This window comes from Bacillus sp. FSL E2-8868 (genome assembly GCF_038005505.1).
Lineage (GTDB): Bacteria > Bacillota > Bacilli > Bacillales > Bacillaceae_G > Bacillus_A > Bacillus_A mycoides.
The window spans coordinates 1,002,094-1,025,189 of record NZ_JBBOTI010000002.1 but is presented as its reverse complement, the minus strand read 5'-3'; the positions used below and the strand labels follow the sequence as shown (position 1 = coordinate 1,025,189).

Below are 23,096 nucleotides of genomic sequence, written 5' to 3'. Positions count from 1 at the left end.
GAAGAAAATAACATACACACTCGTGAAAGTAGGAAGCTAGAACAAACTGAAAGCTAAAGAAGGAAGAGCATCGGAAAGCCGTATGAGGGAAAACCTCACGTACGGTTTGATGAGGGGAAGCTGAAACAGAAAAGGGATAGCAAAGCCATCTCTAAAGAAAATTTAATCTGTTTCAGTTTTCTACTCTACGATGACGGAAAGTTTGCTATATAATAGAGTAGAGTTCGATGAAAGAATTACTTTGTTTGAAAGGTGTTGGACATACAGATTGGCTTACTTGTATGCAATGTTAAGGCAACGTTCGGTACTATTATTTTTATTGGTTGTTAACATATTAGGTACAATTTACGGATTCATATGGTATGGAAATCAATTAAAAGAAACCTCACCTATATTTTGGCCGTTTGTACCAGATAGCCCTATGGCGACTCTCTTTTTTGTCTTTGTTTTAATTGCTTTCTTGATGAAGAAGAACTGGGGGTTAATAGAAGCGCTAGCGATAGTTACTTTAATAAAATATGGTGTTTGGGCTGTTGTTGTAAATGCAATTATGATTTATGTAAAAGGCCCTATTGGCCTTATGGGATATATGTTAATGTTATCTCATTTTGCGATGGCAGTGCAGGGAATGTTATATGCTCCGTTTTATCGGATAAAAAAATGGCACTTCACTGTAGCTGGCATATGGACATTACATAATGATGCAATTGATTATTTATTTTGGCAAATGCCGAGATATGGGATTATGCATTTATTTGTAGAGAAAATTGGTTATTTTACGTTTTGGTTAAGTATTGCTGTACTGTGTATTACATATTATTATTGCTTACGTGAGAACCGAAAACAGTTTTCTTTATGATGGTGAGAACATTTAGGGGGAGAAAATGAAGAAAAATAAGAGCGGTATAAACATATTGGATCGATTGATCACTTTAGTAGTTTCCTATAGCATAGCATTTTCTGTTTTCGCTCTCGCGACAACGGTAGTTATATATGGAAAATGGTTGTATTATTTTGAAATTGATTTTTTAAATATTCCAGATTTAGCGGATATGACGAAAGATGAAATTAAGAGAAACTATGATGTGCTTATTACATATTTATCGCCGTTTTATGAAGGTACATTACAATTGCCGACATTAGATATGTCCACAAATGGACGCATTCATTTTGTAGATGTTAAAAATATTGTAGTCAAGATTCAATATATAATGTATGGAACGATTGTAATTGCTGTATTAGGAGGAGCGTATTTATTAAAAAAGAAAAAGGAAAAGTTTTTACTTCACGGAGCGATTCTTACAATTATTTTTCCAATAGCTCTTACGTTACCAATTGCTATTAATTTTGAAAAGAGTTTCGTATTATTTCATAAGCTTTTATTTAGCAATGATTATTGGATGTTTGATATTGAAACAGATCCGGTTATTTTAATGTTACCGGAAGAATTCTTTATGCATGCTGCATGTATTATTTTATTATTGATTTTAGGTGGTAGCATGCTTTGTTACGGTGTGTATAAATATTTAGTGAAAAAGAAAAGGGTTTCAAAGAAAAAATTCTCTGTTTAAAGAGAATTTTTTTGTTTTCATAGAGATAATATATTTTTTGGTTTTGTTCTGTTCTATTCTTGTCCAATTCCACATATTTTGTACTAGTAGTTATAGGGGGGACCGGGATGAAGAGAACATTAATTGGACTGATAGCATTTCTAATTATAATGTTTCCAGTACGTATATATGCTGAAGAGTGGAGTGAACTAACTGGATTGCTAGATGACTCTTTGCAGTTAGTGAAGAAAAAAGAAGATGAAAAGGCAATACAAGTACTGTACCATTTCTCAGAGCAATTTCTATCAAAGGAGAATGAAAATAATTCAAAAGTAACTCCGGGACAAATTAGAGTCGTTTCTTTAGCATACGATAAGGCGAAACAATCTCTCGCGGAAGATTCAGATAGGCAAGTTAAAGTGGATAATATGTTAGCGTTACAACTTGCTGTTGATGCACAAGTATCTAAATATCAGCCACTTTGGATGGAAAGAGAAAGAAAGATAATGAATGCTTTTTCTCAAGTAGAAAAGGCGATGGAAAAAGACGATGATGGACAGTTCCAACAGACGCTAAATACATTTTTAAATGAATTTAATATTATTTATCCTAGTTTAATGATTGCTCTGCCAGAAAACGAAGCGCAGCGTGTAAATGCACATTTATCTTATTTGGATGAATTTCGTAACGTTATGTTAAAAACGAAAGGTGGACAAATGCAACTAGGGATTATTAAAGGTGATTTGCAAAAAATATTTCATACAGTAAAAAAAGATGAGATTGCTCCCTCTCTCATTTGGTTTATGACAATTACTGGAGGACTTATTTTGTTCACTTTAACGTATGTTGGATGGAGAAAGTATAAAGGGGAGAGAGAGAAGCGGAGAAGCAACTTGCATTCTAAAGATAGATAATACGCATAAATAAAGATACGGATTGTAAGGTTTATTTATTGACAACGGTGGAAGAAAAAAATAGAATGAGAAGTACTATAATTAAAACTTCAATGGAGGTTTATGATGTTTTATTTAATTTACTTCGCGATCATTTTGATCATACCGTTGTATGCACAGTCAAAAGTACGTAGTGCCTATAGCAAGTATTCACAAGTTTATTCAACATCAGGTATGACAGGAGCGGAAGTGGCTCGAAAAATTTTAGATGAAAATGGATTGTACAATGTAGCCGTAGAAGAAACGCCAGGTCATTTGTCAGATCATTATGACCCGCGTGTAAAGACGGTTAGATTATCGACAGATAACTATTATGGTCATTCAGTTGCTGGTACAGCTGTAGCAGCACATGAAGTAGGACACGCAATTCAAGATGCGAAAGATTATAACTTTATGCGTGTACGCCATTCGTTAGTGCCAGTTGCTAATTTTGGTTCAAACATGTCATGGGTTTTTGTCCTAATTGGTGTATTTGCACAAATGTCTGGTTTGTTGTTACTAGGGATTATTTTAATGGCAGCAGGTGTTATTTTCCAACTTGTTACATTACCAGTTGAGTTTGATGCATCAAAACGCGCAATGCAACAAATTGAAGCACTTGGTATCGTATCAACAGATGAGTACGGTCAAGCTCGTAAAGTATTAAATGCGGCAGCATTAACATATGTAGCAGCAGCTGCTGTAGCAGTATTTGAATTATTACGTCTCGTATTAATTTATACTGGTATGCAGCGTAGCGACGATTAAAGACTATCAATTTTGATAGTCTTTTTTTGTTTTGTGGATTGAATCTTATAATATGTTACAAATGGAAATAATAGAGAGAATATGGGGTATAGAACTAGTTAAAATAAAGATAAGTATGGAATGATGAAAGAAGGTGACGGACATAGAATATCCATATCATTTAGTTAAACAAGTGAAGGAGTGTAGTGCTATATACCAATTAGAAGGTTTTTTAAGTGGACAGGGCCCTAAAAACCCGAAATTAATGCTTGTTGGAGAAGCACCTGGTGAAACAGAAATTCATAATGGGATTCCATTTAGTGGGAGAGCGGGAAAACATTTAATGGAATTTTTAGAACGTATTCACGTTACAAGGGAAGAAGTATATATTACGAGTGCGGTCCGGAGTAGACCTTATAAATGGAGAGAGAAAAGGGAACAAAATGGCGAAATAATACAGAAGAAGTACAATAGAACACCGAATCAAGGTGAGATACTTGCCCATGCACCTTTGCTAGATTATGAACTGGAATTTATACAGCAGCCGGTTATTGTCACACTTGGTAATATTGCATTACAGCGTTTAGTTGGTAAAAATAATAAAATTACGGATGTTCATGGAGAATTGTTAAAGCAACCTGTGCAGCGATTGAAAGATAGCAGCAGTACAGAATTTATTTGGTCAGAAAAAGAATATCATATTTTTCCGACCTTTCATCCAGCTTCTATTTTCTATAATCGGAGTTTGTTGGAGCTTATTTATGAGGATTTGGAGAAACTTAAAAGATTTATAATAAAAAACTAGAAAAGCTACAGAGCTTTTCTAGCTGAATTTAATTATGTAACGGTTTTTTATTTTCATCTAATGTAAATCCTTCACCAACAACATCGTGTACATCACTTACAGCGACAAAGGCATGTGGATCTACTGAAATAATGATATTTTTTAATTTTACGATTTCATTTTTAGCAACAACACAATATAGTACATTACGTTCTATTTTTGTATAGGATCCAACTGCTTTTAAAAAGGTTGCTCCGCGCTCCATTTCTGATAAAATTTTTGAAGCAATTTCATCGTTTTTATCAGAAATAATAGTTGCTCCTTTTGCTGCATAAGCACCTTCTTGCATGAAATCAATAACCTTAGCCCCGATAAAAACAGCAACTAACGTATACATGCCCTCGCGATATGATAAATATGTAAGAATAGAGATAATGATAACGACCGCATCAAACATAAACATCGTTTTTCCCATACTCCAGCCAACATATTTGTGAGCTAGCCTTGCGATAATATCAACACCGCCAGTAGTCCCGCCGTATTTGAATATAATTCCAAGTCCTATGCCGATAAATGCCCCAGCGAATAAAGCAGCCAGTGTCATATCATTTTGCAAGTTTAAATGTAAGTTGAGAACCTCGTAGCGCTGAAACACCCAAAGGAATAAAGAGACGCTAAATGTACCGATTAATGTGTATAAAAATGTTGTTCGGCCGAGTAATTTCCAGCCAATGAAAAATAGAGGGACGTTTAAAATTAAGTTTGTATAGGAAGGATCAAGTGAAAATTTAAAATATAATAATAGCGTAATGCCGGTAAATCCACCCTCTGCAAGATGATTTTCAATATTGATATTCACAATACCGAAAGAAAAAATAGCGGAACCGATTAAAATAAAAATGATATTCCGAATCTTCAAATTTGATGTCATTTAGAAATCCCCCTAATTATGTAATGATTGCATTGCTCCTCTTAAACGATAGAACATAATAATAAGTTATTTCTAGTTGATAGTAAAAATAGAGAATGGTATAAGAGCTTAATTAGTTCAGCCTGATATTGTGCGGAAAAACTGCAAAAGAAAGTTTCACTTTATTATAGTCTATCCTAAAAAGAGTCGTAAATAGTGATATGAGGGAATAATATTTGTCAAATCGCGATGAATTGGCTAACATGAAAGAGGAAGGAATAAGAGGTGACTAGTATGGAAGCAAAAACGATGAAAGATATGCAGAAAGAAGTAGATGCATATATCGGTCAATTTAAAGAAGGTTATTTTAGTCCGCTTGCAATGATGGCTCGTTTAACTGAAGAAATGGGAGAGCTTGCAAGAGAGGTTAATCATTATTATGGTGAGAAACCAAAGAAAACGACTGAGAAAGAACGAAGTGTTGAGGAAGAGCTTGGAGATGTTTTATTTGTTATGATTTGTATGGCAAATAGTTTAAATATTGATTTAGAAACAGCGCATAACATTGTAATGAATAAATTTAATACACGTGATAAAGATCGTTGGACACGTATTGATGAGGGAGAGAAAGACGCATGAAAGAAATTAAAGTAATTATCGCTGGACCACGAGGACGCATGGGATATGAAGCAGTCCTTCTTATGGAAAGAACAGCGCATTTCAATTTAGTAGCAGCAATTGATTATAAGCATGGCGGAGAAAAAATTTCTGATTTACCGGGAATGCCAGCGCTAGATGCACCTATTTACGCGGATTTACATACTTGTTTAGATGAAGTAGAAGCAGATGTATTGTTAGATTTAACAACACCAGAAATTGGAAAGAAACATGTGACACTTGCAGTTGAACGTGGACTTCGATCAGTTATTGGTACAACTGGATTTACTGAAGAAGAACTAAAGCAATTAACAGAAAATGCAAAAGAAAAAGAAGTAGGAACAATTATCGCTCCAAATTTTGCGATTGGTGCAGTTCTTATGATGAAGTTCTCTCAAATGGCAGCGAAGTACTTCCAAGATGTTGAAGTAATTGAATTACACCATGATCAAAAATTAGACGCACCATCTGGTACAGCTGTAAAAACAGTAGAATTAATCCGTCAAAATCGTGTACCAAAAGAGCAAGGGCACCCTAATGAAACGGAACAATTAGAAGGGGCACGTGGTGCAAATGTAGACGGTATTCACATTCATAGCGTACGTCTACCAGGGCTTATTGCACACCAAGAAGTAATGTTCGGCGGAGATGGACAAATGTTAACAGTTCGTCATGATTCATTCAACCGTGCATCATTTATGTCAGGTGTAAAACTATCAATTGAAACAGTAATGAACCTTGATCATCTTGTGTACGGTTTAGAAAATATTATCGACTAAAGGGGAGACAACGGATGAAAATTGCCTTAATCGCACATGACAAAAAGAAAGATGATATGGTTTCGTTCGCATACGCATATAAACCAATTTTTGAAAAACATGAACTTTTTGCAACAGGAACGACAGGACTTCGTATTATGGAGGCAACTGGTTTAGTTGTAACAAGATATCAATCCGGTCCTCTTGGTGGCGATCAAGAAATTGGTGCAATGATTGCAAAAAATGAGATGGATATGGTGATTTTTTTCCGGGATCCACTAACAGCCCAGCCGCATGAACCAGATGTTAATGCGTTACTTCGTTTATGTGATGTATACGCCATCCCATTAGCAACAAATATGGCAAGTGCTGAAATGCTAATGCATGCATTAGAGCGGGGAGATTTAGATTACCGAAAGTTAAGAAAATGAGGGGAACAATTATGAGTGGATTACATATATTAGCGTTTGGTGCTCATGCCGATGATGTTGAAATCGGCATGGCAGGTACCATTGCAAAGTATACGAAGCAAGGATATGAAGTAGGCATTTGCGATTTAACAGAAGCTGATCTTTCTTCAAATGGAACGGTAGAACTAAGAAAAGAAGAAGCAAAGGCTGCAGCTCGTATTATGGGAGTAAAAACGAGAATTAATTTAGCAATGCCAGACCGTGGTTTGTATATGAAAGAAGAATATATACGTGAAATTGTAAAGATTATTCGTACATATAAACCAACACTAATTTTCGCACCATATTACGAAGATCGTCATCCAGACCATGCTAATTGCGCGAAACTTGTGGAAGAAGCTATCTTTTCAGCGGGAATTCGTAAATATATGCCTGAACTTCCGCCGCACCGTGTAGAGTCTTTTTATAATTATATGATTAATGGTTTTCATAAACCGAATTTTTGTATAGATATTAGTGAATACCTTTCTAAAAAGGTGGAAGCGTTAGAAGCGTATGAAAGTCAGTTTTCAACAGGGAGTGATGGTGTTAAGACGCCATTAACCGAAGGATACGTTGAAACTGTAATCGCTCGGGAGAAGATGTTTGGGAAAGAAGTTGGAGTGCTGTATGCCGAAGGATTTATGAGTAAGAAACCGGTTTTATTACATGCTGATTTAATAGGGGGATGTAAATGAAATTGAAGATAGGTATTACATGTTATCCTTCTGTAGGTGGTTCTGGGGTTGTTGGGACAGAGTTAGGAAAGCAATTGGCGGAACGCGGGCATGAAATTCATTTTATTACATCGGGTGTACCATTTCGGTTGAATAAAGTGTACCCGAACATTTATTTTCACGAAGTAACAGTAAATCAATATTCTGTTTTTCAATATCCACCTTACGATTTAGCATTAGCGAGTAAAATGGCAGAGGTTGCTCAAAGAGAAAACCTTGATATTTTACATGTGCATTATGCAATCCCGCATGCTATTTGTGCATATTTAGCAAAACAAATGATTGGGGAGCGTATTAAAATTGTTACGACCTTACATGGAACGGATATTACTGTATTAGGTTCCGACCCTTCGTTAAATAATTTAATTCGCTTTGGTATTGAACAATCTGATGTTGTTACAGCTGTGTCACATTCGTTAATTGAAGAAACAAATGAACTTGTAAAACCAGATAAAGAAATTGAGACGGTATACAATTTTGTAGATGAACGTGTTTATTTCAAACGTGATATGTCTCAATTAAAAAAAGAATATGGTATACGAGAAAATGAAAAAGTGTTGATTCATATTTCAAATTTCCGAAAGGTTAAGCGTGTACAGGATGTTGTGCAGTCATTTGCCAAAATTGTAAAGGAAGTAGATGCGAAATTGCTTCTTGTTGGTGATGGACCAGAGTTCTGTACTATTTTACAATTGGTGAAAAGTTTACATATTGAGGAACGTGTCTTATTCCTAGGAAAGCAAGATAATGTTGCAGAGCTTCTTGCGATGAGTGATTTAATGCTACTTTTATCAGAAAAGGAAAGTTTTGGTCTTGTTATATTAGAAGCGATGGCGTGTGGTGTGCCTAGTATCGGAACGAGGGTTGGGGGCATTCCAGAGGTCATTCAACATGGTGAAACAGGATATATATGTGAAGTTGGAGATACAGACGGAATCGCTAAGCAAGCAATTCAGCTACTAGAAAATGAAGAACTTCACCGTAATATGGGAGAGCGAGCGATGAAATCTGTATATGAGCAGTTTCGTTCGGAAAAAATCGTTTCACAGTATGAGGCGATTTATTATGACATACTAAGGGATGACAAGAATGGAAAGATTTAAAAAAGCTAGTTCAATTATTGAGATGTTAAAACAGCACGGACATGAGGCTTACTTCGTTGGTGGAAGTGTACGCGATCTTATTATCGATAGACCGATTGGAGATATCGATATCGCAACATCTGCTTTACCAGAAGAAGTAACGGCTATTTTCCCAAGACATGTTCCGGTTGGTCTTGAGCATGGAACTGTAATTGTTGTAGAAAATGGTGAACCGTATGAGGTAACTACTTTTCGAACAGAAAGCGAATATGAAGATTTTCGAAGACCTAGTAGTGTTCAATTTGTCCGTTCATTAGAAGAGGATTTAAAACGACGTGATTTCACGATGAATGCAATTGCAATGACAGAGGAAGGCGAAATGGTTGATTTATTTGCTGGGAAAGAAGCGATTCGTCTGAAGGAAATTACAACGGTTGGAGATGCTGCAGACCGTTTTCAAGAAGATGCACTGCGAATGATGCGTGGTATTCGGTTCGTAAGTACGTTAGGTTTCTCTTTGGAAATAAAGACGAAACAAGCAATTGAAACGTATGGGCATTTGCTCGAACATATAGCGATTGAAAGAATTACAGTTGAATTTGAAAAATTGTTGACCGGTACATATTGTGTGAATGGTCTTCAAGAGTTAGTAGAAACTAAGCTATTTTCTCATCTGCCATATTTGCAAATGTCAGAAGAAAGACTCTTGAAAGCTACGCAGTATAAATGGGATTCTTTCGAAACAGACGTTGAGGCGTGGGCATTTTTCCTATATTGTATCGGAGAAGAGCATCCATCTGTCTTTCTGCGTCAATGGAAGTTCTCGAATAAAAAGATTAAAGATATCGTAGCGGTTTTATTAGCAATTCGTTCTAGAAAGGAGAAGGAGTGGGATACAATCCTTCTTTATAAAACTGGGATTCGCATCGCTGAGATGGCGGAAAGAGTATATGAAGTGATAATAGAAAGTTATAATAGTGCGTCTGTTAAGCAAGTACAATCATTATTTCATGCATTGCCGATAAAAAATCGTCAAGAAATGAATGTGACTGGTAATGATTTATTAAGCTGGACAGATAAAAAGCCAGGTCCGTGGGTTGCCGAAATGCTTCAAAATATTGAAGAAGCAATCGTACAAGGAGATTTAGTTAATAAGAAAGAGGATATAAGGGAGTGGCTACAAAGATGCAATCTACTATAAGAAAGCAGTTATTACAAGTTTTTTCTGAAGCAGATGGTGCATTTGTATCTGGTCAAATACTTAGTGACAAACTTGGTTGTTCGAGAACCGCTGTATGGAAGCATATGGAGGACCTTCGTAATGAAGGGTATGAACTAGAAGCTGTACGCCGCTTAGGGTACCGAATTGCTAGTAAACCAGATAAAGTAACTGCGAATGAGATTCAATTAGGATTACAAACAGAGCGTATCGGTAGAACGGTTTATTTTGAAGAATCGGTTGAGTCTACTCAGCATATTGCAGCGAGACTTGCTTATGAAGGCGCAGAAGAGGGAACAATTGTCGTTGCTGAAGAACAAACAGCAGGTAGAGGACGTTTAAGTAGAAAATGGTATTCCCCAAAAGGAACAGGAATTTGGATGAGTATTATTTTGCGTCCCTCGATTCCAGTTCATCATGCACCACAGCTTACTTTATTAGCAGCGGTTAGCGTAGCGCAAGCAATTGAAAAATGTACCGGTGTAAACGTAGGGATTAAGTGGCCGAATGATATTTTAATTCAAGGTAAAAAAGCTGTCGGTATATTAACGGAGATGCAAGCTGATCCAGATAAAATTAATGCTGTTATTATGGGAATTGGCATTAATGCAAATCAGAAACAAGAACATTTTGATGAGGAAATTCAGCAAATTGCAACTTCATTAGCAATTGAATCGGGTAAGCCGATTGTTCGTGCGGAACTTATGCAACAAATTTTCTTGCAACTAGAGAAATTGTATGAAGAGTATTTAAAAAATGGCTTCTCTGTTATTAAAATTCTTTGGGAAAGTTACGCAGTAAGTATCGGAAAAGAAATTACAGCTCGAACGATGAAGGAAACTATTAATGGGCTAGCAAAAGGAATTACGGAGGATGGTGTATTGTTACTTGAGGATCATCAAGGACAAGTGCACCACATTCATTCTGCTGATATAGAAATTAAGTAAAAGAAGTTCCTATTTTGGAGCTTCTTTTTGTCATTTAGATACTAATAAATTTCACATACCGTAATAGGGATAAAAAATTATTTTTTCGAAAAAATGTAGCAATTCCTTTTCAGAGTTTGCTATAATTAGTTCGAATATGGGCAGTATCAAAGCGAACTGCACCATTATTTTACGCAGTATGAAAAAATAATAATTTGGATTCTGCCTTGATCCAATAATGGACTGGGACAGAGGGATGAATAATGCCGACTAACACACAACCCTTCTGCCCTTTTATGGCCAGAGGGGTTTTTTATATGATTTCGGCCATCTCCTCTCTCCTGCATAAAGGAGGAGTAGTTTTTGAAAACAAAAACAGATTTTTTGAAAATGAAAGAGCAAGGTGAGCCGATTACAATGCTAACGGCGTATGATTATCCATCTGCTAAATTAGCAGAAGAAGCTAAAGTCGATATGATTTTAGTGGGTGATTCTCTAGGAATGGTTGTACTTGGGTATGATTCAACAGTTCCAGTAACAGTAGAGGATATGATTCATCATACGAAAGCTGTACGCCGCGGAGCGAAAGAGACTTTTATTGTAACTGATATGCCATTTATGTCTTATCATGTCTCATTGCAAGATACGATGATTAATGCACGTCGCATTGTTCAAGAGAGCGGGGCACATGCATTAAAGGTAGAAGGTGCTGGAGAAGTTATATCAACTATTCACTACTTAACGAATGCGGGAATTCCCGTTGTGGCGCATTTAGGTTTAACTCCTCAATCTGTAGGAGTGCTAGGTGGGTATAAAGTACAAGGGAAAGATGCTGAAAGTGCAAAAAAATTAATAGAAGATGCAAAGAAATGTGAGGAAGCTGGTGCGATAGCACTTGTGCTAGAATGTGTGCCAATGCAATTAGCAGAACTTATTTCAGAGCAGTTAACAATTCCTACAATTGGAATTGGAGCAGGACAAAAAGTAGATGGGCAAGTTCTTGTATACCACGATCTTATCTCGTACGGCGTAAATCGTGTTCCGAAATTTGTGAAGCAATATACGTCTGTTCAAGAGGAGATTGTGCGAGGGATTTCGCAATACGTTACTGAAGTAAAGACAGGGCAATTTCCTGAAGAAAAACATTCATTTACAATGAAAGAGGAAGAGTGCTTAGCGTTATACGGAGGAAAACAATAATGAAAATCATAACTACAGTGCAAGAGATGCAGCAAATTACAAACGAACTGCATGCAAGTGGAAAAAGTATCGGTTTTGTTCCAACGATGGGGTATTTACACGAAGGGCATGCTACGTTACTACGTAAGGCAAGGGAAGAAAATGAAATTGTAGTTTTAAGTGTATTTGTAAATCCACTACAATTTGGACCAAATGAAGATTTAGATCGATACCCACGTGATATTGATAGAGATGAAAATGTAGCAAAAGAAAATGGTGTTGATTATTTATTTTATCCGAGTGTAGAAGAGATGTATCCAGCAGAACAAACGACAACAGTAGAAGTTGTGAAGCGTACCGACGTATTATGTGGCAAACAAAGACCTGGTCATTTCGCTGGTGTTGCGACTGTACTAATGAAACTATTTAATATTACATTGCCAACGCGTGCTTATTTCGGTATGAAAGATGCACAGCAAGTAGCTGTAATTGAAGGATTCGTAACTGATTTTAATATTCCCGTTACGATCGTACCAGTTGATATTGTAAGGGAAGAAGATGGATTAGCGAAAAGTTCTCGTAATGTGTATTTATCACTAGAAGAACGTGAAGAGGCTCCTCATTTATACGGCAGTCTATGTATAGCGAAAGAACGAATTGAGGCAGGCGAACGTAATCCGGAAATCATTATGAATCTTGTGAAAGAGCATATTGAGAAGTATACGAAAGGCACTGTAGATTATGCTGATTTATATGCATATCCTTCATTAAAAGCAATAAATAAAATTGAAGGAAGAATCATTTTAGCGATTGCAGTTAAGTTTGAAAATGTACGATTAATTGACAATATAACATTAATGGGGAAATAAGGGGGAGCATCTATGTTTCGCACAATGATGAGAGCGAAGTTACATCGTGCAACTGTAACAGAAGCAAATTTAAATTATGTAGGTAGTATTACAATTGATGAAGATTTAATGGATGCGGTAAATATTGTAGAAAATGAAAAAGTACAAATTGTAAATAATAACAATGGAGCTCGCTTAGAGACATATGTTATTAAAGGAGAGCGCGGTAGCGGTGTTGTGTGTTTAAATGGTGCAGCTGCAAGGCTTGTACAACCGGGTGATAAAGTTATTATTATTTGCTATGGTTTAGTGGCAGAAGAAAATATTCATAAACAAGAGCCGAAAATTGCAGTATTAGACGATGATAATCAAATTATTGAAATGTTAGGTGCTGAAAAAGCTGGCACGATATTATAAGTAGGAAGGCTATCTCTAATTAAGGAGATAGCTTTTTTGTGCATCTTTTCATTAAGATGAGGTAAAACGTGGTATAGTAACATTATATAATTTTTGTGTTTGATAGGTAAGAAATTGAGGTGTTACATATATGAGTAAGCGTTATGTCGTTGTTGATTTAGAGACGACAGGGAACTCCTGGAAGGATGGGAAGGATAAAATCACCCAAATTGCAGCTGTTGTAGTGGAAGATGGAGAGATATTAGAGATTTTTTCATCTTTTATTAATCCGAAGAGAGAGATTCCCCTATTTATTACAGAATTAACTGGGATTGATGAAAATCTTGTAAAACAAGCCCCGTTATTTCGAGATGTAGCCCCGATGATTGTTGAGCTATTACAAGGTGCGGCTTTTGTTGCACATAACGTTCACTTTGATTGGAATTTTTTAAATGAAGAATTAAGGCAGGCTGGATATACAGAAGTACATTGTCCTAAAATTGATACAGTTGAATTGGCGCAAATTCTTTTGCCAACAGCTGATAGTTATAAATTACGTGATCTAGCTAAGCAGCATGAACTAGAGCACGATCAACCACATCGTGCGGATAGTGATGCTCTTGCAACAGCGGAGTTGTTTTTACAATTTTTAAGTGAAATTGAAAAGTTACCACTTGTCACATTACAATCGCTTTATGAATTAAGTGATGTTTTCCAAAGTGATATAGCTGATGTACTTTCTGAAAATATTTTAAAGAAAATGATGCATGGTAAAGAAGAGGCAGAGGAGTGTGAGGTGTATCGAAATATTGCGCTTCGAAAGCGGAATTATTCTTTAAGCCTCAGTGAAACATACTCATCTAAATTTGATGCTTTCTTACATAAGACAATCGATAAACTTGAATTGAATATGCCAAAGTTTGAAAAAAGAGAAAGCCAACAAATTATGATGAAGGAAATATATACAGCGCTAAGAGATTCTAGGTTTTCACTGATTGAAGCAGGAACAGGTACGGGGAAGACGCTTGCATATTTACTTCCAAGTATTTATTTCGCAAAGAAAAAAGAAGAGCCTGTCATTATAAGTACACAAACTGTACAATTGCAACAACAAATACTAGAAAAAGAAATTCCTTTATTAAAGAAAATAATGCCATTTTCATTTGAAGTAGCTCTTCTGAAAGGAAGAAAGCATTACCTTTGTCTACACAAATTTGAATATGCTTTGCAAGAGGAAGAGAAAAATTATGATATGGCGCTCACAAAGGCAAAAATTTTAGTGTGGTTATTGCAAACGGAAACTGGCGATCGTGATGAATTGAATATTCCTGAGGGCGGCAAGTTACTTTGGAACCGTATTTGTAGTGATGTACATAGTCCAGGCGGGATGCAAAGTAACTGGTATAGTCGTTGTTTTTATCAAAGAGCAAAGAATAAAGCATTATTTGCAGATATCGTTATTACAAATCATGCGTTATTATTTCAAGATTTTTCAAGTGAAGAACCACTATTTGCTTCATGTGAACATATTATTTTTGATGAAGCTCATCATATCGAGGAAGCGGCGAGTAGAACATTAGGTGAACAGTTCTCATGCATGTATTTTCAATTAGCTTTATCTCGTCTTGGTACGCTAGAAACAGATGATGTACTTTCTAAAGTATATAAAATGATGAAAAAATCAGAGCAAGCATCGCGTTCGACTTTCCGTATGGTGAGTCATAGTTTGAAGGAATTGAAATTTGATGCGGATGAACTATTTCAAATGTTACGGACTTTCGTATTTAAACAAACAAAGCAGGAACAAGGGATGAGCAATATGCCACTCATTTATCGATATAACACGGAAGTAGAGAAAGGTAAGTTATGGGATAGCATTACCGAGTTAACAAATCGATTTGTGTATGATGTAAGAAAGTTATTGACTACACTTGAGAAGCAAGCTGAAATATTGCAAAGTAAATTAGAATGGGAGATGCATGTCGTTACAGGTGAATTTATGCATTTAATTGAGTTGTTGAGAAAGATGGCACAATCTTTACAATTACTCATTTTAGAAAAAAATTCATACGTGACATGGATGGAGACTGAAACGAAGGGAACGATTCATTCAACAGTTCTATATGCGCAGCCTGTTCATATTGGTGAAAGATTTGCTGATGAATTTTTAACCCAGAAAAAGAGTGTTATTTTCACATCAGCAACGTTAACAGTTAATGATTCATTCGACTATATAAAAGAGGAGCTAGGTTTACATGATTTTGCTCCCAATACATTAAAGGTTCCATCACCATTCCGTTTTGAAGAGCAAATGAAATTAATGGTTTCAACGGATGTACCTTTTATTAAGAAAGCAAGTAATGAAGAATATATTGAGTCTATATCGGCACATATTGCGAAAATAGCGAAAGCTACAAAAGGTAGAATGCTCGTTTTATTCACTTCGTATGAAATGTTGAAAGAAGCGTATACGAATTTGAAAAATGATGAGACATTAGAAGGATATTTATTATTAACGCAAAGTGTGAATAATAAGAGCCGAAGTCGTCTAATCCGCAAATTCCAGGAGTTCGACAAATCGATTTTGTTAGGAACAAGTAGTTTTTGGGAAGGGATAGATATACCTGGAGATGCCCTAAGCTGTCTTGTCATTGTCCGTCTGCCTTTTACCCCTCCTCATCAGCCGATGATGGAAGCAAAAGGAGAGTGGTTAAAAAATCAAGGAGAAGACGTATTCGATAAGTTGGCGCTCCCGCAAGCAATCTTGCGTTTCAAACAAGGGTTTGGTCGTCTTATTAGAACAAATACAGATACGGGAACTGTATTTGTATTAGATCGTCGTTTGACAAGTTCTTCCTATGGAAAACGATTTTTACAATCAATCCCAACTGTACCGCTCTATGAAGGACCGTTAGAAGAATTGTTAGTACAGTTAGAAGAATCGTCAAATGAATAAAATTGGAAGAAAAATACGCCTGAAGTACATTTAAACTTCAGGCGTAAAAAATGTGGGTAGGAGGAATTTTATTTTTCTTACTTCTTGTATACAAAATATATTGCTTTTCGATTTGAAACCTTTTTTTGCTGTACATGTCCTGCTATAATAGATGGGTGATGAAGCAGGGGTTGTAAAGAATGTACTCTTATTGTAACCGCATTGCGTTCTTCTATAATTAGAAATTTTTGTGTAACGGAGGAGTTTTTTCATGGATAAGAAAATCGAAGTCCTATCAACGACGCGTATTAAATATTCGTCTGACTTGTATAAAATTGTTGATGGTTTGAATCGTACGTTAAAAGAGCAGGACCTCATGTTCGGATTAGCATTAGACGAAAAAGATAAAGAAACAGCTGTATTTACGATTTACAGAACGTAGTGATACAATGAAAAAGTGGATCTTTACAATCATTATCGTTATCGTTGCTAGCGGAATATATGGGGCATATGTTTATAATAAAGCGATGGAAAAGAAAATTCCAAAAGAGTCAAAGTCTGTAGAAATTGCGAAAGAAAAGGCAAAGCTTACAAAGGTAAATACTGTTGATTATTATAATGGAAAATCTTCATATACAGTCGTACAAGGTACAGATGAAAAAGGAGAACAACTTATCGTTTGGGTGCCTGAGAAAAAAGGGGAAACTATAGTAAGGAAAAAGAGCGAAGGTATTTCTGAAAAAGATGCTTTACAAAGAACGATTGAACAAGTCGGAGATGAAAGTAAAGAACCCAAAAGTAAGCCGAAAGAAATTTTAAAAGCAAAATTAGGCTTTGAAAATAATATACCATTATGGGAAGTTACATATATTGATGATGACAATCGTTATAGTTACTACTATCTTGAATTTAAAGATGGGAACTTTTTAAGACGATACAGCATTGAAAAATAGATGTAGGGGGAACTACAAATGAAATTAGCAAAGCGAGTAGCTGCTTTAACACCATCTGCAACTTTAGAAATTACAGCAAAGGCACAAGCATTAAAAGCAGAAGGTCATGATGTAATTGGATTAGGAGCAGGAGAACCTGACTTTAATACGCCAAAACATATTATGGATGCTGCGCATAAAGCGATGTTAGAAGGACATACGAAATATACACCAACAGGTGGATTACAAGCGTTAAAACAAGAAATTGTGAAGAAGTTTACTCGTGATCAAGGAATTGCGTATGATCCATCTGAAATTATTGTATGTAATGGTGCCAAGCATGCATTATATACATTATTCCAAGTGTTACTTGATGAAGGAGATGAAGTTATCATCCCAACTCCTTATTGGGTAAGTTATCCTGAGCAAGTAAAGCTTGCTGGTGGTAAGCCAGTTTATGTAGAAGGTCTAGAAGGCAATGAGTACAAAATTACAGCAAAGCAGCTGCGTGAGGCAATTACAGAGAAAACGAAAGCTGTTATTATTAATTCACCGAGCAATCCAACAGGGATGATTTACAGCAAAGAAGAATTACAACAGCTTGGAGAAGTATGTTTAGAGCATGATATCTTAATCGTTTCAGATGAGATTTATGAAAAATTAATTTATGGTGACGCGGAATATACTTCAATTGCCCAGCTTTCTAATGTATTAAAAGAACAAACACTTATTATTAATGGTGTATCTAAATCACATTCTATGACAGGTTGGCGTATTGGATATGCAGCAGGAAATAAGCAGCTTATTAAAGCGATGACGAACTTAGCGAGTCATAGTACGTCAAACCCTACTTCAATTGCTCAATACGGTGCAATTGCTGCGTATGCAGGCTCACAAGAACCTGTAGAAACAATGCGTCAAGCGTTTGAAGAAAGATTGAACATTATTTATGATAAATTAATTCAAATTCCTGGTTTCACTTGCATTAAGCCACAAGGTGCTTTTTACTTATTCCCAAATGTAAAAGAAGCCGTAGCGTTAGCTGGGTATGATACAGTTGATGAGTGGGCAAAAGCATTATTAGAAGAAGAAAAGGTGGCTCTTGTTCCAGGTACAGGATTTGGTGCACCAAATAACGTTCGATTATCGTATGCGACATCTCTTGAGCAAGTTGAGAAAGCATTAGAACGAATTCATACGTTCATGAAAAGTAAAGTACAGGCTTAATCGTCTGTTTCTTGTAGTAAATGGCAAAAAACCTCCCTATATATAGGGAGGTTTTTTTGACGAATTGTGGCAAAAAGAAATGGCTAAAGGTGTGTTATACTAGAGAACGAGGTGTTTGGTGATGAAAAAGAAAATGATGTTACAATGGTTTGAACAGGGAAGCATAGCGATTCCTAAATTGCTTATGATGCATTATAAAAAGCTAGGTTTAAATGAGACGGAATTTATGGTAGTACTTCATGTACACACATTTTTAGAATCAGGTAATTCGTTCCCGACTCCTTCAGAGATTTCAGAACGGATGACGATAACAGAAATGAAATGCATGGAAGTGATTCAGACTTTAATCCAAAAAGGTTTTTTAGCACTAGAAGGTGGACGAAGATCTGAAGCGATGATGTGTGAAAGTTATTCTTTACAACCACTGTGGGAAAAAATATTGCACTTTTTAATGAATGAATCTATAGAGGAAGAGCAAAAAGAACAAAAGCAAATTCAAGTAAATTTATATACAGTATTTGAAAAAGAATTCGGAAGACCACTTTCGCCATTTGAATGTGAAACATTAGGGATGTGGGAAGATCAAGATCAACACCATCCGAATTTAATTCAAGCGGCTCTTCGTGAAGCTGTTATGAGTGGTAAACTTAATTTCCGGTATATTGATCGTATTTTGTTTGAGTGGAAAAAGAACGGAATTAAAACGGTAGATCAAGCGCAAAATCAAGGCCAGAAATTTAGAGCGAATCAACAACGCACACAGCAAACGACAAAACAAGAGACGAAATTTACTGGGAAAGTGCCTTTTTATAATTGGTTGGAGCAGTAGTGTAGGAGGAAAGATATGTTGAACAAAACGCAAATTCGTTATTGTTTAGATACAATGGCGGATATGTATCCAGAAGCGCATTGTGAATTAATTCATGATAATCCATTTGAACTTGTAATCGCAGTGGCATTATCTGCGCAATGTACAGATGCACTTGTGAATAAAGTGACGAAAAACTTATTTCAAAAATATAAAACACCAGAAGATTATTTAAGTGTGTCTTTAGAAGAATTACAACAAGATATACGTTCCATTGGATTGTTTAGAAATAAGGCGAAAAATATTCAAAAATTGTGCCGGATGTTACTAGATGATTATAACGGGAAAGTTCCAGAAGACCGTGATGAGCTGACGAAATTACCAGGAGTAGGGAGAAAGACAGCGAATGTAGTTGTTTCGGTAGCATTTGGGATTCCAGCGATTGCTGTTGATACGCATGTAGAGAGAGTGAGTAAACGGTTAGCAATTTGTAGATGGAAAGATTCTGTGTTAGAAGTGGAAAAGACATTGATGAAGAAGATTCCAATGGATGAGTGGGGAGTTACACACCACCGTATGATTTTCTTCGGACGTTATTACTGTAAGGCGCAGCGACCACAATGTGAAGAGTGTCGATTACTAGAAATATGTCGCGAAGGAAAGAAACGAATGAAGGGGAAATAAAGGATGGAGCGAGTTATAGAAATACCGAAAGAGTTTCGGTGCGTACCATTTTTTAAAGAGAGTGCAAATTCGATTACGTATCACACAGACCAATCTTTTGAAGAAATAATACAAAATACTTACTTTATATTTGATATTGAAAGAAAATATGAGCCATGGAATGAAATTGAAACAAGTATTCCAGCGGTGTTAAATATATGGAAAAGCAAGCATGAAGAAATTGCTATACTATTTCGGAACAGAAAAAAACAAGAAGCTGAGGGTCCGATGATTCTTTTTGCAGCGCACTTTCTATCGGTTATATATTGGTTAAATGAGCAGCCTGTTCATAGTTTGAATGAGATGCAAGTAAATACGAATAAATTGGAAGTACAACCTGTTAATTTTATGGAGCGATATTCATTTATTATAAAGAAACCGAGTAATTACCATTCGTATATTCAATTAGTACAGTTGTATATCGAAATAGAAAAGCTATATGTAAAGAAAATGATAACAAAAAAGAAGTCGATTTCTCATTAAGAGAAACCGACTTCTTTTTTTGTTTATTAAGACTCTGTTGTAACAACATTTCCGTCCGCGTGAGGTATATCTCCTCCGGTATTTTGTTGCTGTTGTTGCTCTTCAGCTTTTTTTCTAGCTTCTTCGTCAGCTTTTCTTTTAGCTTCTTCGTCAGCTTTTCTTTTAGCTTCTTCGTCGGCTTTTCTCTTAGCTTCTTCGTCAGCTTTCTTCTTAGCCTCTTCGTCAGCGGCTTTCTTTTGAGCTTCTTCTTGCTGTTTACGTTGTTGTTCTTGTTGCTGCTGTTGTTCTTGTTGTTTACGTTGTTGTTCTTGTTGTTGTTGCTGTTGCTGCTGTTCTTGCTGTTTACGCTGATCTTCATCAGCTTTTTTCTTAGCTTCTTCTTGTTTTAGTTTATCTTCATTGGCCTTTTTCAAGGCCTCTTCGTCAGCCTTCTTCTTAGCCTCTTCGTCAGCTTTTTTCGCATCTGGAGTTCCGCCAGGGGCAGTGAAGGATGCACCAACTGCAGGGCTTGTTCCAGTACCCTTTTTCGCTACTACAGAGAAACTGTAAGTAACACCTGGTTTAATACCACCAAGAGTAGCTGTCGTACCGCTTACTGATAAGCTACCACTAGAACCGTCAGTAGCTTTATAGCTTGCTGCGTATGCATCAACATCTGATGATGGTCCAGACCAGTTCAGTGTCACTGTGCTAGCGCCATCGAAAGCGACATTAAGGCCACTAGGTGGATCTACTTTAATTTCTTTAACTGCATCTTTTTTCGCACCTTTTACGTACAATTCTCCGTTTATTTCTTGAACAGAAGAAGGACGTTCGAAACGAGATTTATCTGTAGCGAATTTGCTCATCATTACTTGGAACATTTGTTGTGCAATTTTAGTATAACGATCGCTAATGTAATTTTCTGGACCATTCTTTTCGTAACCAGTCCACACAGCCATCGTATATTGTGGTGTATATCCAGCGAACCAGCTATCTCTGTTCGCATCAGCTGGGATGCCATATTTTTTTATATCTTTTGCATCAAAGTTTTGTGTTCCTGTTTTACCAGCAACGTCGAATCCAGAAACATATGCTGTTGGCCCTGTACCGCCAGAACCAGGTTTTACTACGTCACGAAGAACATCAGTAACCATGTAAGCTGTATGGTCGTGCATTGCACGTTGTTCTTTCGGTTTAAAGCTTTTCTTTTTCCCGTCTGGGAAGATGACTTCTTTTACGAAGTGAGGTTTATTATAAACACCGTCATTTCCAAATGCTGCATAAGCTCCAGCGACATCTAACGGAGAGCCTTCATTACTACCGATTGCAGTAGATTCATATGCTTTCCCATCTTTAAACGTCATTCCTAAACCTTCAGCAAACTCTTGTGCCTTAGGAATACCGACTGCTTGAGCTGTTTTTAAAGCCGGGATGTTTAATGACTTCTTCAATGCTTCACGAAGTGAAACGTCACCTTTAAAATTACCTGTAGCATTTTTAATCTTTGTGCCATCAGAGTAAGTATATTCAGAGTCATTTAATTGATGATAAGTAGACCATTGAAGGTTTTCAATTGCAGGACCATAGTCGAAAATTGGTTTCATTGTTGAACCAACTTGGCGTTTTAAATCAACTGCCATATTATGACCTTTGAAAGTAGACTTACTTTCTTTACGACCAGCGCCGATTGCTCGAACTTCTCCAGACTGAGTATCCATAAATACGAATGATCCTTGGAATTGATCGTTTGGATACTTGATGAGATTCCCATCCATAATTTTTTCAGCGTAATCCTGAGCATCTTGATCAAGTGTTGTATGAATCGTTAAACCGTCTGAACCGATATTTATATCAGGGTATTCTTTTTCAACTTCCTTTACAACAGCATCTATAAATGCCTGATACTTCATTTCAGTCACTTCTGAAGATGGAAGAAGTCCTTGTGTTACAGGGATTTGCATTGCATCATTCATTTCTTGTTTCGTTATATACCCGTGTCGGTTCATTAATGTTAATACGATATTACGACGTTTCGTTGCTCTATCAACGTTATCTGGTTTTGTTGGATCATAAATGTTAGGACCTTGGGGTAAACCAGCGAGCATTGCAGCTTCGTGTAGTTGTATGTCTTTTAAATCTTTGCCGTAATATTTTTTGGCAGCTGTGGAAATACCATAAGAGCGATTACCTAAGTTAATCTTATTTAAGTACATTTCTAAAATTTCATGTTTTGAGTACTGTTGCTCTAACTTATAAGATAAGTACCATTCCTGCACTTTTCTCTTTGCAGTTTTGTCCATCGTTAGAAAATAGTTTTTAACTACTTGCTGTGTAATCGTACTACCACCTTGTGATCCAAAACCACCAGTGACATTTTCCATGACTGCCATTCCAGTACGTCTAAAATCAATTCCATTATGATCGTAGAAACGAGCATCCTCAGTCGCAAGGAATGCACTTTCAATTACTTTTGGAATTTGATCGTATGTAACATGGGTTCGTTTTTCAGCACCGTATTCATAGAAGAAATTCCCGTTTTTATCAAGGAATTTTGTTGATAAAGGATTGACTAGCTTTGATTTGTCTAGTTTTGGAGCGTCCTTTACCATAACAAAGAAGGCCGAAACGCCAGCTACGAGACCGACGATACCAAGAAGTAGACAACCTATAAGAAATCTCTTGAAAAAGGAACCTTTTTTCTTTGGTTTTTCTTCTTTATTATTTGTTTCTTTCGTTTGATTTTTTACATGATTTCGTTCTGTACGAGAACGATAATTATCTGACATTATACTTTCTCCTACCTTTCATTCTCTCCCCCAAAAGTCGAAAAAA

24 protein-coding genes are annotated in these 23,096 nt (G+C 36.3%); 22 read left to right on the top strand and 2 right to left on the bottom strand.

All coding sequences use genetic code 11. The features are described from left to right. The first annotated feature begins 268 nt into the window (after positions 1–268). From NSS74_RS16100 to NSS74_RS16080, 5 genes are all read left to right on the top strand, one after another. The gene (locus NSS74_RS16100) at positions 269–859 is read left to right on the top strand and encodes a DUF1405 domain-containing protein (protein ID WP_002086612.1); all 591 of its coding nucleotides are present in this window, start codon (positions 269–271) and stop codon (positions 857–859) included. A 25-nt stretch (positions 860–884) separates the two neighbouring features. Beyond that, complete coding sequence (gene lit / locus NSS74_RS16095; protein ID WP_159146388.1) at positions 885–1,571, top strand: lipoprotein intramolecular transacylase Lit; 687 nt, start codon at positions 885–887, stop codon at positions 1,569–1,571. A gap of 107 nt (positions 1,572–1,678) precedes the next feature. Beyond that, complete coding sequence (gene ypjB, locus NSS74_RS16090) at positions 1,679–2,464, top strand: sporulation protein YpjB (protein WP_002168786.1); 786 nt, start codon at positions 1,679–1,681, stop codon at positions 2,462–2,464. A gap of 105 nt (positions 2,465–2,569) precedes the next feature. Beyond that, positions 2,570–3,250, top strand: coding sequence for a zinc metallopeptidase (locus NSS74_RS16085; protein ID WP_002086606.1), 681 nt, complete (start codon positions 2,570–2,572; stop codon positions 3,248–3,250). Between the two features lie 133 nt (positions 3,251–3,383). Then, positions 3,384–4,034 (top strand): uracil-DNA glycosylase, encoded by a 651-nt coding sequence (locus tag NSS74_RS16080; RefSeq protein ID WP_159146389.1) that lies wholly within the window; start codon positions 3,384–3,386, stop codon positions 4,032–4,034. Between the two features lie 28 nt (positions 4,035–4,062). On the opposite strand, the gene NSS74_RS16075 is transcribed toward NSS74_RS16080, so the two are convergent. Continuing rightward, entirely contained in the window at positions 4,063–4,944 is an 882-nt protein-coding gene (locus NSS74_RS16075; RefSeq protein ID WP_002011845.1) for a YitT family protein, read from the bottom strand. 273 nt (positions 4,945–5,217) lie between these two features. On the opposite strand from NSS74_RS16075, the gene NSS74_RS16070 reads away from it, so the two are divergent. From NSS74_RS16070 to NSS74_RS15990, 17 genes are all read left to right on the top strand, one after another. Then, positions 5,218–5,562 carry a nucleotide pyrophosphohydrolase gene (locus tag NSS74_RS16070; protein ID WP_002011846.1) on the top strand — a complete coding sequence of 115 codons (345 nt, stop codon included), beginning with the start codon at positions 5,218–5,220 and terminating at the stop codon, positions 5,560–5,562. Beyond that, entirely contained in the window at positions 5,559–6,359 is an 801-nt protein-coding gene (dapB, locus tag NSS74_RS16065; protein WP_002126457.1) for a dihydrodipicolinate reductase, read from the top strand. Before NSS74_RS16070 ends, dapB begins: the two co-directional genes overlap by 4 nt. 14 nt (positions 6,360–6,373) lie before the next feature. Further along, positions 6,374–6,769 carry a methylglyoxal synthase gene (gene mgsA / locus NSS74_RS16060; protein ID WP_000684753.1) on the top strand — a complete coding sequence of 132 codons (396 nt, stop codon included), beginning with the start codon at positions 6,374–6,376 and terminating at the stop codon, positions 6,767–6,769. An 11-nt stretch (positions 6,770–6,780) separates the two neighbouring features. Continuing rightward, on the top strand, positions 6,781–7,485 hold the full coding sequence (gene bshB1 / locus NSS74_RS16055; protein ID WP_002011848.1) for a bacillithiol biosynthesis deacetylase BshB1: 705 nt from the start codon (positions 6,781–6,783) through the stop codon (positions 7,483–7,485). Beyond that, positions 7,482–8,627, top strand: a complete 1,146-nt coding sequence (gene bshA, locus NSS74_RS16050) for an N-acetyl-alpha-D-glucosaminyl L-malate synthase BshA (protein ID WP_002086596.1) — start codon at positions 7,482–7,484, stop codon at positions 8,625–8,627. Before bshB1 ends, bshA begins: the two co-directional genes overlap by 4 nt. Next, positions 8,614–9,807: a CCA tRNA nucleotidyltransferase gene (locus tag NSS74_RS16045; protein ID WP_340813953.1), complete on the top strand. Its 1,194-nt coding sequence runs from the start codon at positions 8,614–8,616 to the stop codon at positions 9,805–9,807. The genes bshA and NSS74_RS16045 overlap by 14 nt, the downstream gene beginning before the upstream one ends. Continuing rightward, positions 9,792–10,772, top strand: coding sequence for a biotin--[acetyl-CoA-carboxylase] ligase (locus tag NSS74_RS16040; protein ID WP_002086594.1), 981 nt, complete (start codon positions 9,792–9,794; stop codon positions 10,770–10,772). The genes NSS74_RS16045 and NSS74_RS16040 overlap by 16 nt, the downstream gene beginning before the upstream one ends. A gap of 342 nt (positions 10,773–11,114) precedes the next feature. Further along, positions 11,115–11,951, top strand: coding sequence for a 3-methyl-2-oxobutanoate hydroxymethyltransferase (gene panB, locus NSS74_RS16035; protein WP_002011854.1), 837 nt, complete (start codon positions 11,115–11,117; stop codon positions 11,949–11,951). Then, on the top strand, positions 11,951–12,799 hold the full coding sequence (gene panC / locus NSS74_RS16030) for a pantoate--beta-alanine ligase (RefSeq protein WP_002086591.1): 849 nt from the start codon (positions 11,951–11,953) through the stop codon (positions 12,797–12,799). The genes panB and panC overlap by 1 nt, the downstream gene beginning before the upstream one ends. A 12-nt stretch (positions 12,800–12,811) precedes the next feature. Beyond that, the gene (gene panD / locus NSS74_RS16025; protein WP_000490176.1) at positions 12,812–13,195 is read left to right on the top strand and encodes an aspartate 1-decarboxylase; all 384 of its coding nucleotides are present in this window, start codon (positions 12,812–12,814) and stop codon (positions 13,193–13,195) included. Between the two features lie 130 nt (positions 13,196–13,325). Beyond that, positions 13,326–16,130, top strand: a complete 2,805-nt coding sequence (dinG, locus tag NSS74_RS16020) for an ATP-dependent DNA helicase DinG (RefSeq protein WP_002202599.1) — start codon at positions 13,326–13,328, stop codon at positions 16,128–16,130. A 250-nt stretch (positions 16,131–16,380) separates the two neighbouring features. Continuing rightward, complete coding sequence (locus NSS74_RS16015; protein WP_002086589.1) at positions 16,381–16,551, top strand: YpmA family protein; 171 nt, start codon at positions 16,381–16,383, stop codon at positions 16,549–16,551. Positions 16,552–16,558: 7 nt separating this feature from the next. Further along, positions 16,559–17,062, top strand: coding sequence for a cell wall elongation regulator TseB-like domain-containing protein (locus NSS74_RS16010; RefSeq protein WP_002030789.1), 504 nt, complete (start codon positions 16,559–16,561; stop codon positions 17,060–17,062). Between the two features lie 18 nt (positions 17,063–17,080). Continuing rightward, positions 17,081–18,268 (top strand): aspartate transaminase AspB, encoded by a 1,188-nt coding sequence (gene aspB, locus NSS74_RS16005; protein ID WP_002011860.1) that lies wholly within the window; start codon positions 17,081–17,083, stop codon positions 18,266–18,268. Between the two features lie 121 nt (positions 18,269–18,389). After that, positions 18,390–19,097 carry a DNA replication protein DnaD gene (dnaD, locus tag NSS74_RS16000; protein WP_000728546.1) on the top strand — a complete coding sequence of 236 codons (708 nt, stop codon included), beginning with the start codon at positions 18,390–18,392 and terminating at the stop codon, positions 19,095–19,097. A gap of 15 nt (positions 19,098–19,112) precedes the next feature. Beyond that, complete coding sequence (gene nth / locus NSS74_RS15995; protein ID WP_000933020.1) at positions 19,113–19,760, top strand: endonuclease III; 648 nt, start codon at positions 19,113–19,115, stop codon at positions 19,758–19,760. Between the two features lie 3 nt (positions 19,761–19,763). Further along, positions 19,764–20,282: a YpoC family protein gene (locus tag NSS74_RS15990; protein WP_002086586.1), complete on the top strand. Its 519-nt coding sequence runs from the start codon at positions 19,764–19,766 to the stop codon at positions 20,280–20,282. Positions 20,283–20,308: 26 nt separating this feature from the next. Here the strand turns inward: NSS74_RS15990 and NSS74_RS15985 are convergent, their stop codons facing one another. Next, positions 20,309–23,050 carry a PBP1A family penicillin-binding protein gene (locus NSS74_RS15985; RefSeq protein WP_340813952.1) on the bottom strand — a complete coding sequence of 914 codons (2,742 nt, stop codon included), beginning with the start codon at positions 23,048–23,050 and terminating at the stop codon, positions 20,309–20,311. Positions 23,051–23,096: the final 46 nt, after the last annotated feature.

Coding starts and splice junctions, on each gene's coding strand:
- lit (WP_159146388.1), top strand. CDS start 885: ATGAAGAAAAATAAGAGCGGTATAAACATATTGGATCGATTGATCACT.
- ypjB (WP_002168786.1), top strand. CDS start 1,679: ATGAAGAGAACATTAATTGGACTGATAGCATTTCTAATTATAATGTTT.
- NSS74_RS16085 (WP_002086606.1), top strand. CDS start 2,570: ATGTTTTATTTAATTTACTTCGCGATCATTTTGATCATACCGTTGTAT.
- NSS74_RS16075 (WP_002011845.1), bottom strand. CDS start 4,944: ATGACATCAAATTTGAAGATTCGGAATATCATTTTTATTTTAATCGGT.
- NSS74_RS16070 (WP_002011846.1), top strand. CDS start 5,218: ATGGAAGCAAAAACGATGAAAGATATGCAGAAAGAAGTAGATGCATAT.
- dapB (WP_002126457.1), top strand. CDS start 5,559: ATGAAAGAAATTAAAGTAATTATCGCTGGACCACGAGGACGCATGGGA.
- mgsA (WP_000684753.1), top strand. CDS start 6,374: ATGAAAATTGCCTTAATCGCACATGACAAAAAGAAAGATGATATGGTT.
- bshB1 (WP_002011848.1), top strand. CDS start 6,781: ATGAGTGGATTACATATATTAGCGTTTGGTGCTCATGCCGATGATGTT.
- bshA (WP_002086596.1), top strand. CDS start 7,482: ATGAAATTGAAGATAGGTATTACATGTTATCCTTCTGTAGGTGGTTCT.
- NSS74_RS16045 (WP_340813953.1), top strand. CDS start 8,614: ATGGAAAGATTTAAAAAAGCTAGTTCAATTATTGAGATGTTAAAACAG.
- NSS74_RS16040 (WP_002086594.1), top strand. CDS start 9,792: ATGCAATCTACTATAAGAAAGCAGTTATTACAAGTTTTTTCTGAAGCA.
- panC (WP_002086591.1), top strand. CDS start 11,951: ATGAAAATCATAACTACAGTGCAAGAGATGCAGCAAATTACAAACGAA.
- panD (WP_000490176.1), top strand. CDS start 12,812: ATGTTTCGCACAATGATGAGAGCGAAGTTACATCGTGCAACTGTAACA.
- dinG (WP_002202599.1), top strand. CDS start 13,326: ATGAGTAAGCGTTATGTCGTTGTTGATTTAGAGACGACAGGGAACTCC.
- NSS74_RS16015 (WP_002086589.1), top strand. CDS start 16,381: ATGGATAAGAAAATCGAAGTCCTATCAACGACGCGTATTAAATATTCG.
- NSS74_RS16010 (WP_002030789.1), top strand. CDS start 16,559: ATGAAAAAGTGGATCTTTACAATCATTATCGTTATCGTTGCTAGCGGA.
- aspB (WP_002011860.1), top strand. CDS start 17,081: ATGAAATTAGCAAAGCGAGTAGCTGCTTTAACACCATCTGCAACTTTA.
- dnaD (WP_000728546.1), top strand. CDS start 18,390: ATGAAAAAGAAAATGATGTTACAATGGTTTGAACAGGGAAGCATAGCG.
- nth (WP_000933020.1), top strand. CDS start 19,113: ATGTTGAACAAAACGCAAATTCGTTATTGTTTAGATACAATGGCGGAT.
- NSS74_RS15990 (WP_002086586.1), top strand. CDS start 19,764: ATGGAGCGAGTTATAGAAATACCGAAAGAGTTTCGGTGCGTACCATTT.
- NSS74_RS15985 (WP_340813952.1), bottom strand. CDS start 23,050: ATGTCAGATAATTATCGTTCTCGTACAGAACGAAATCATGTAAAAAAT.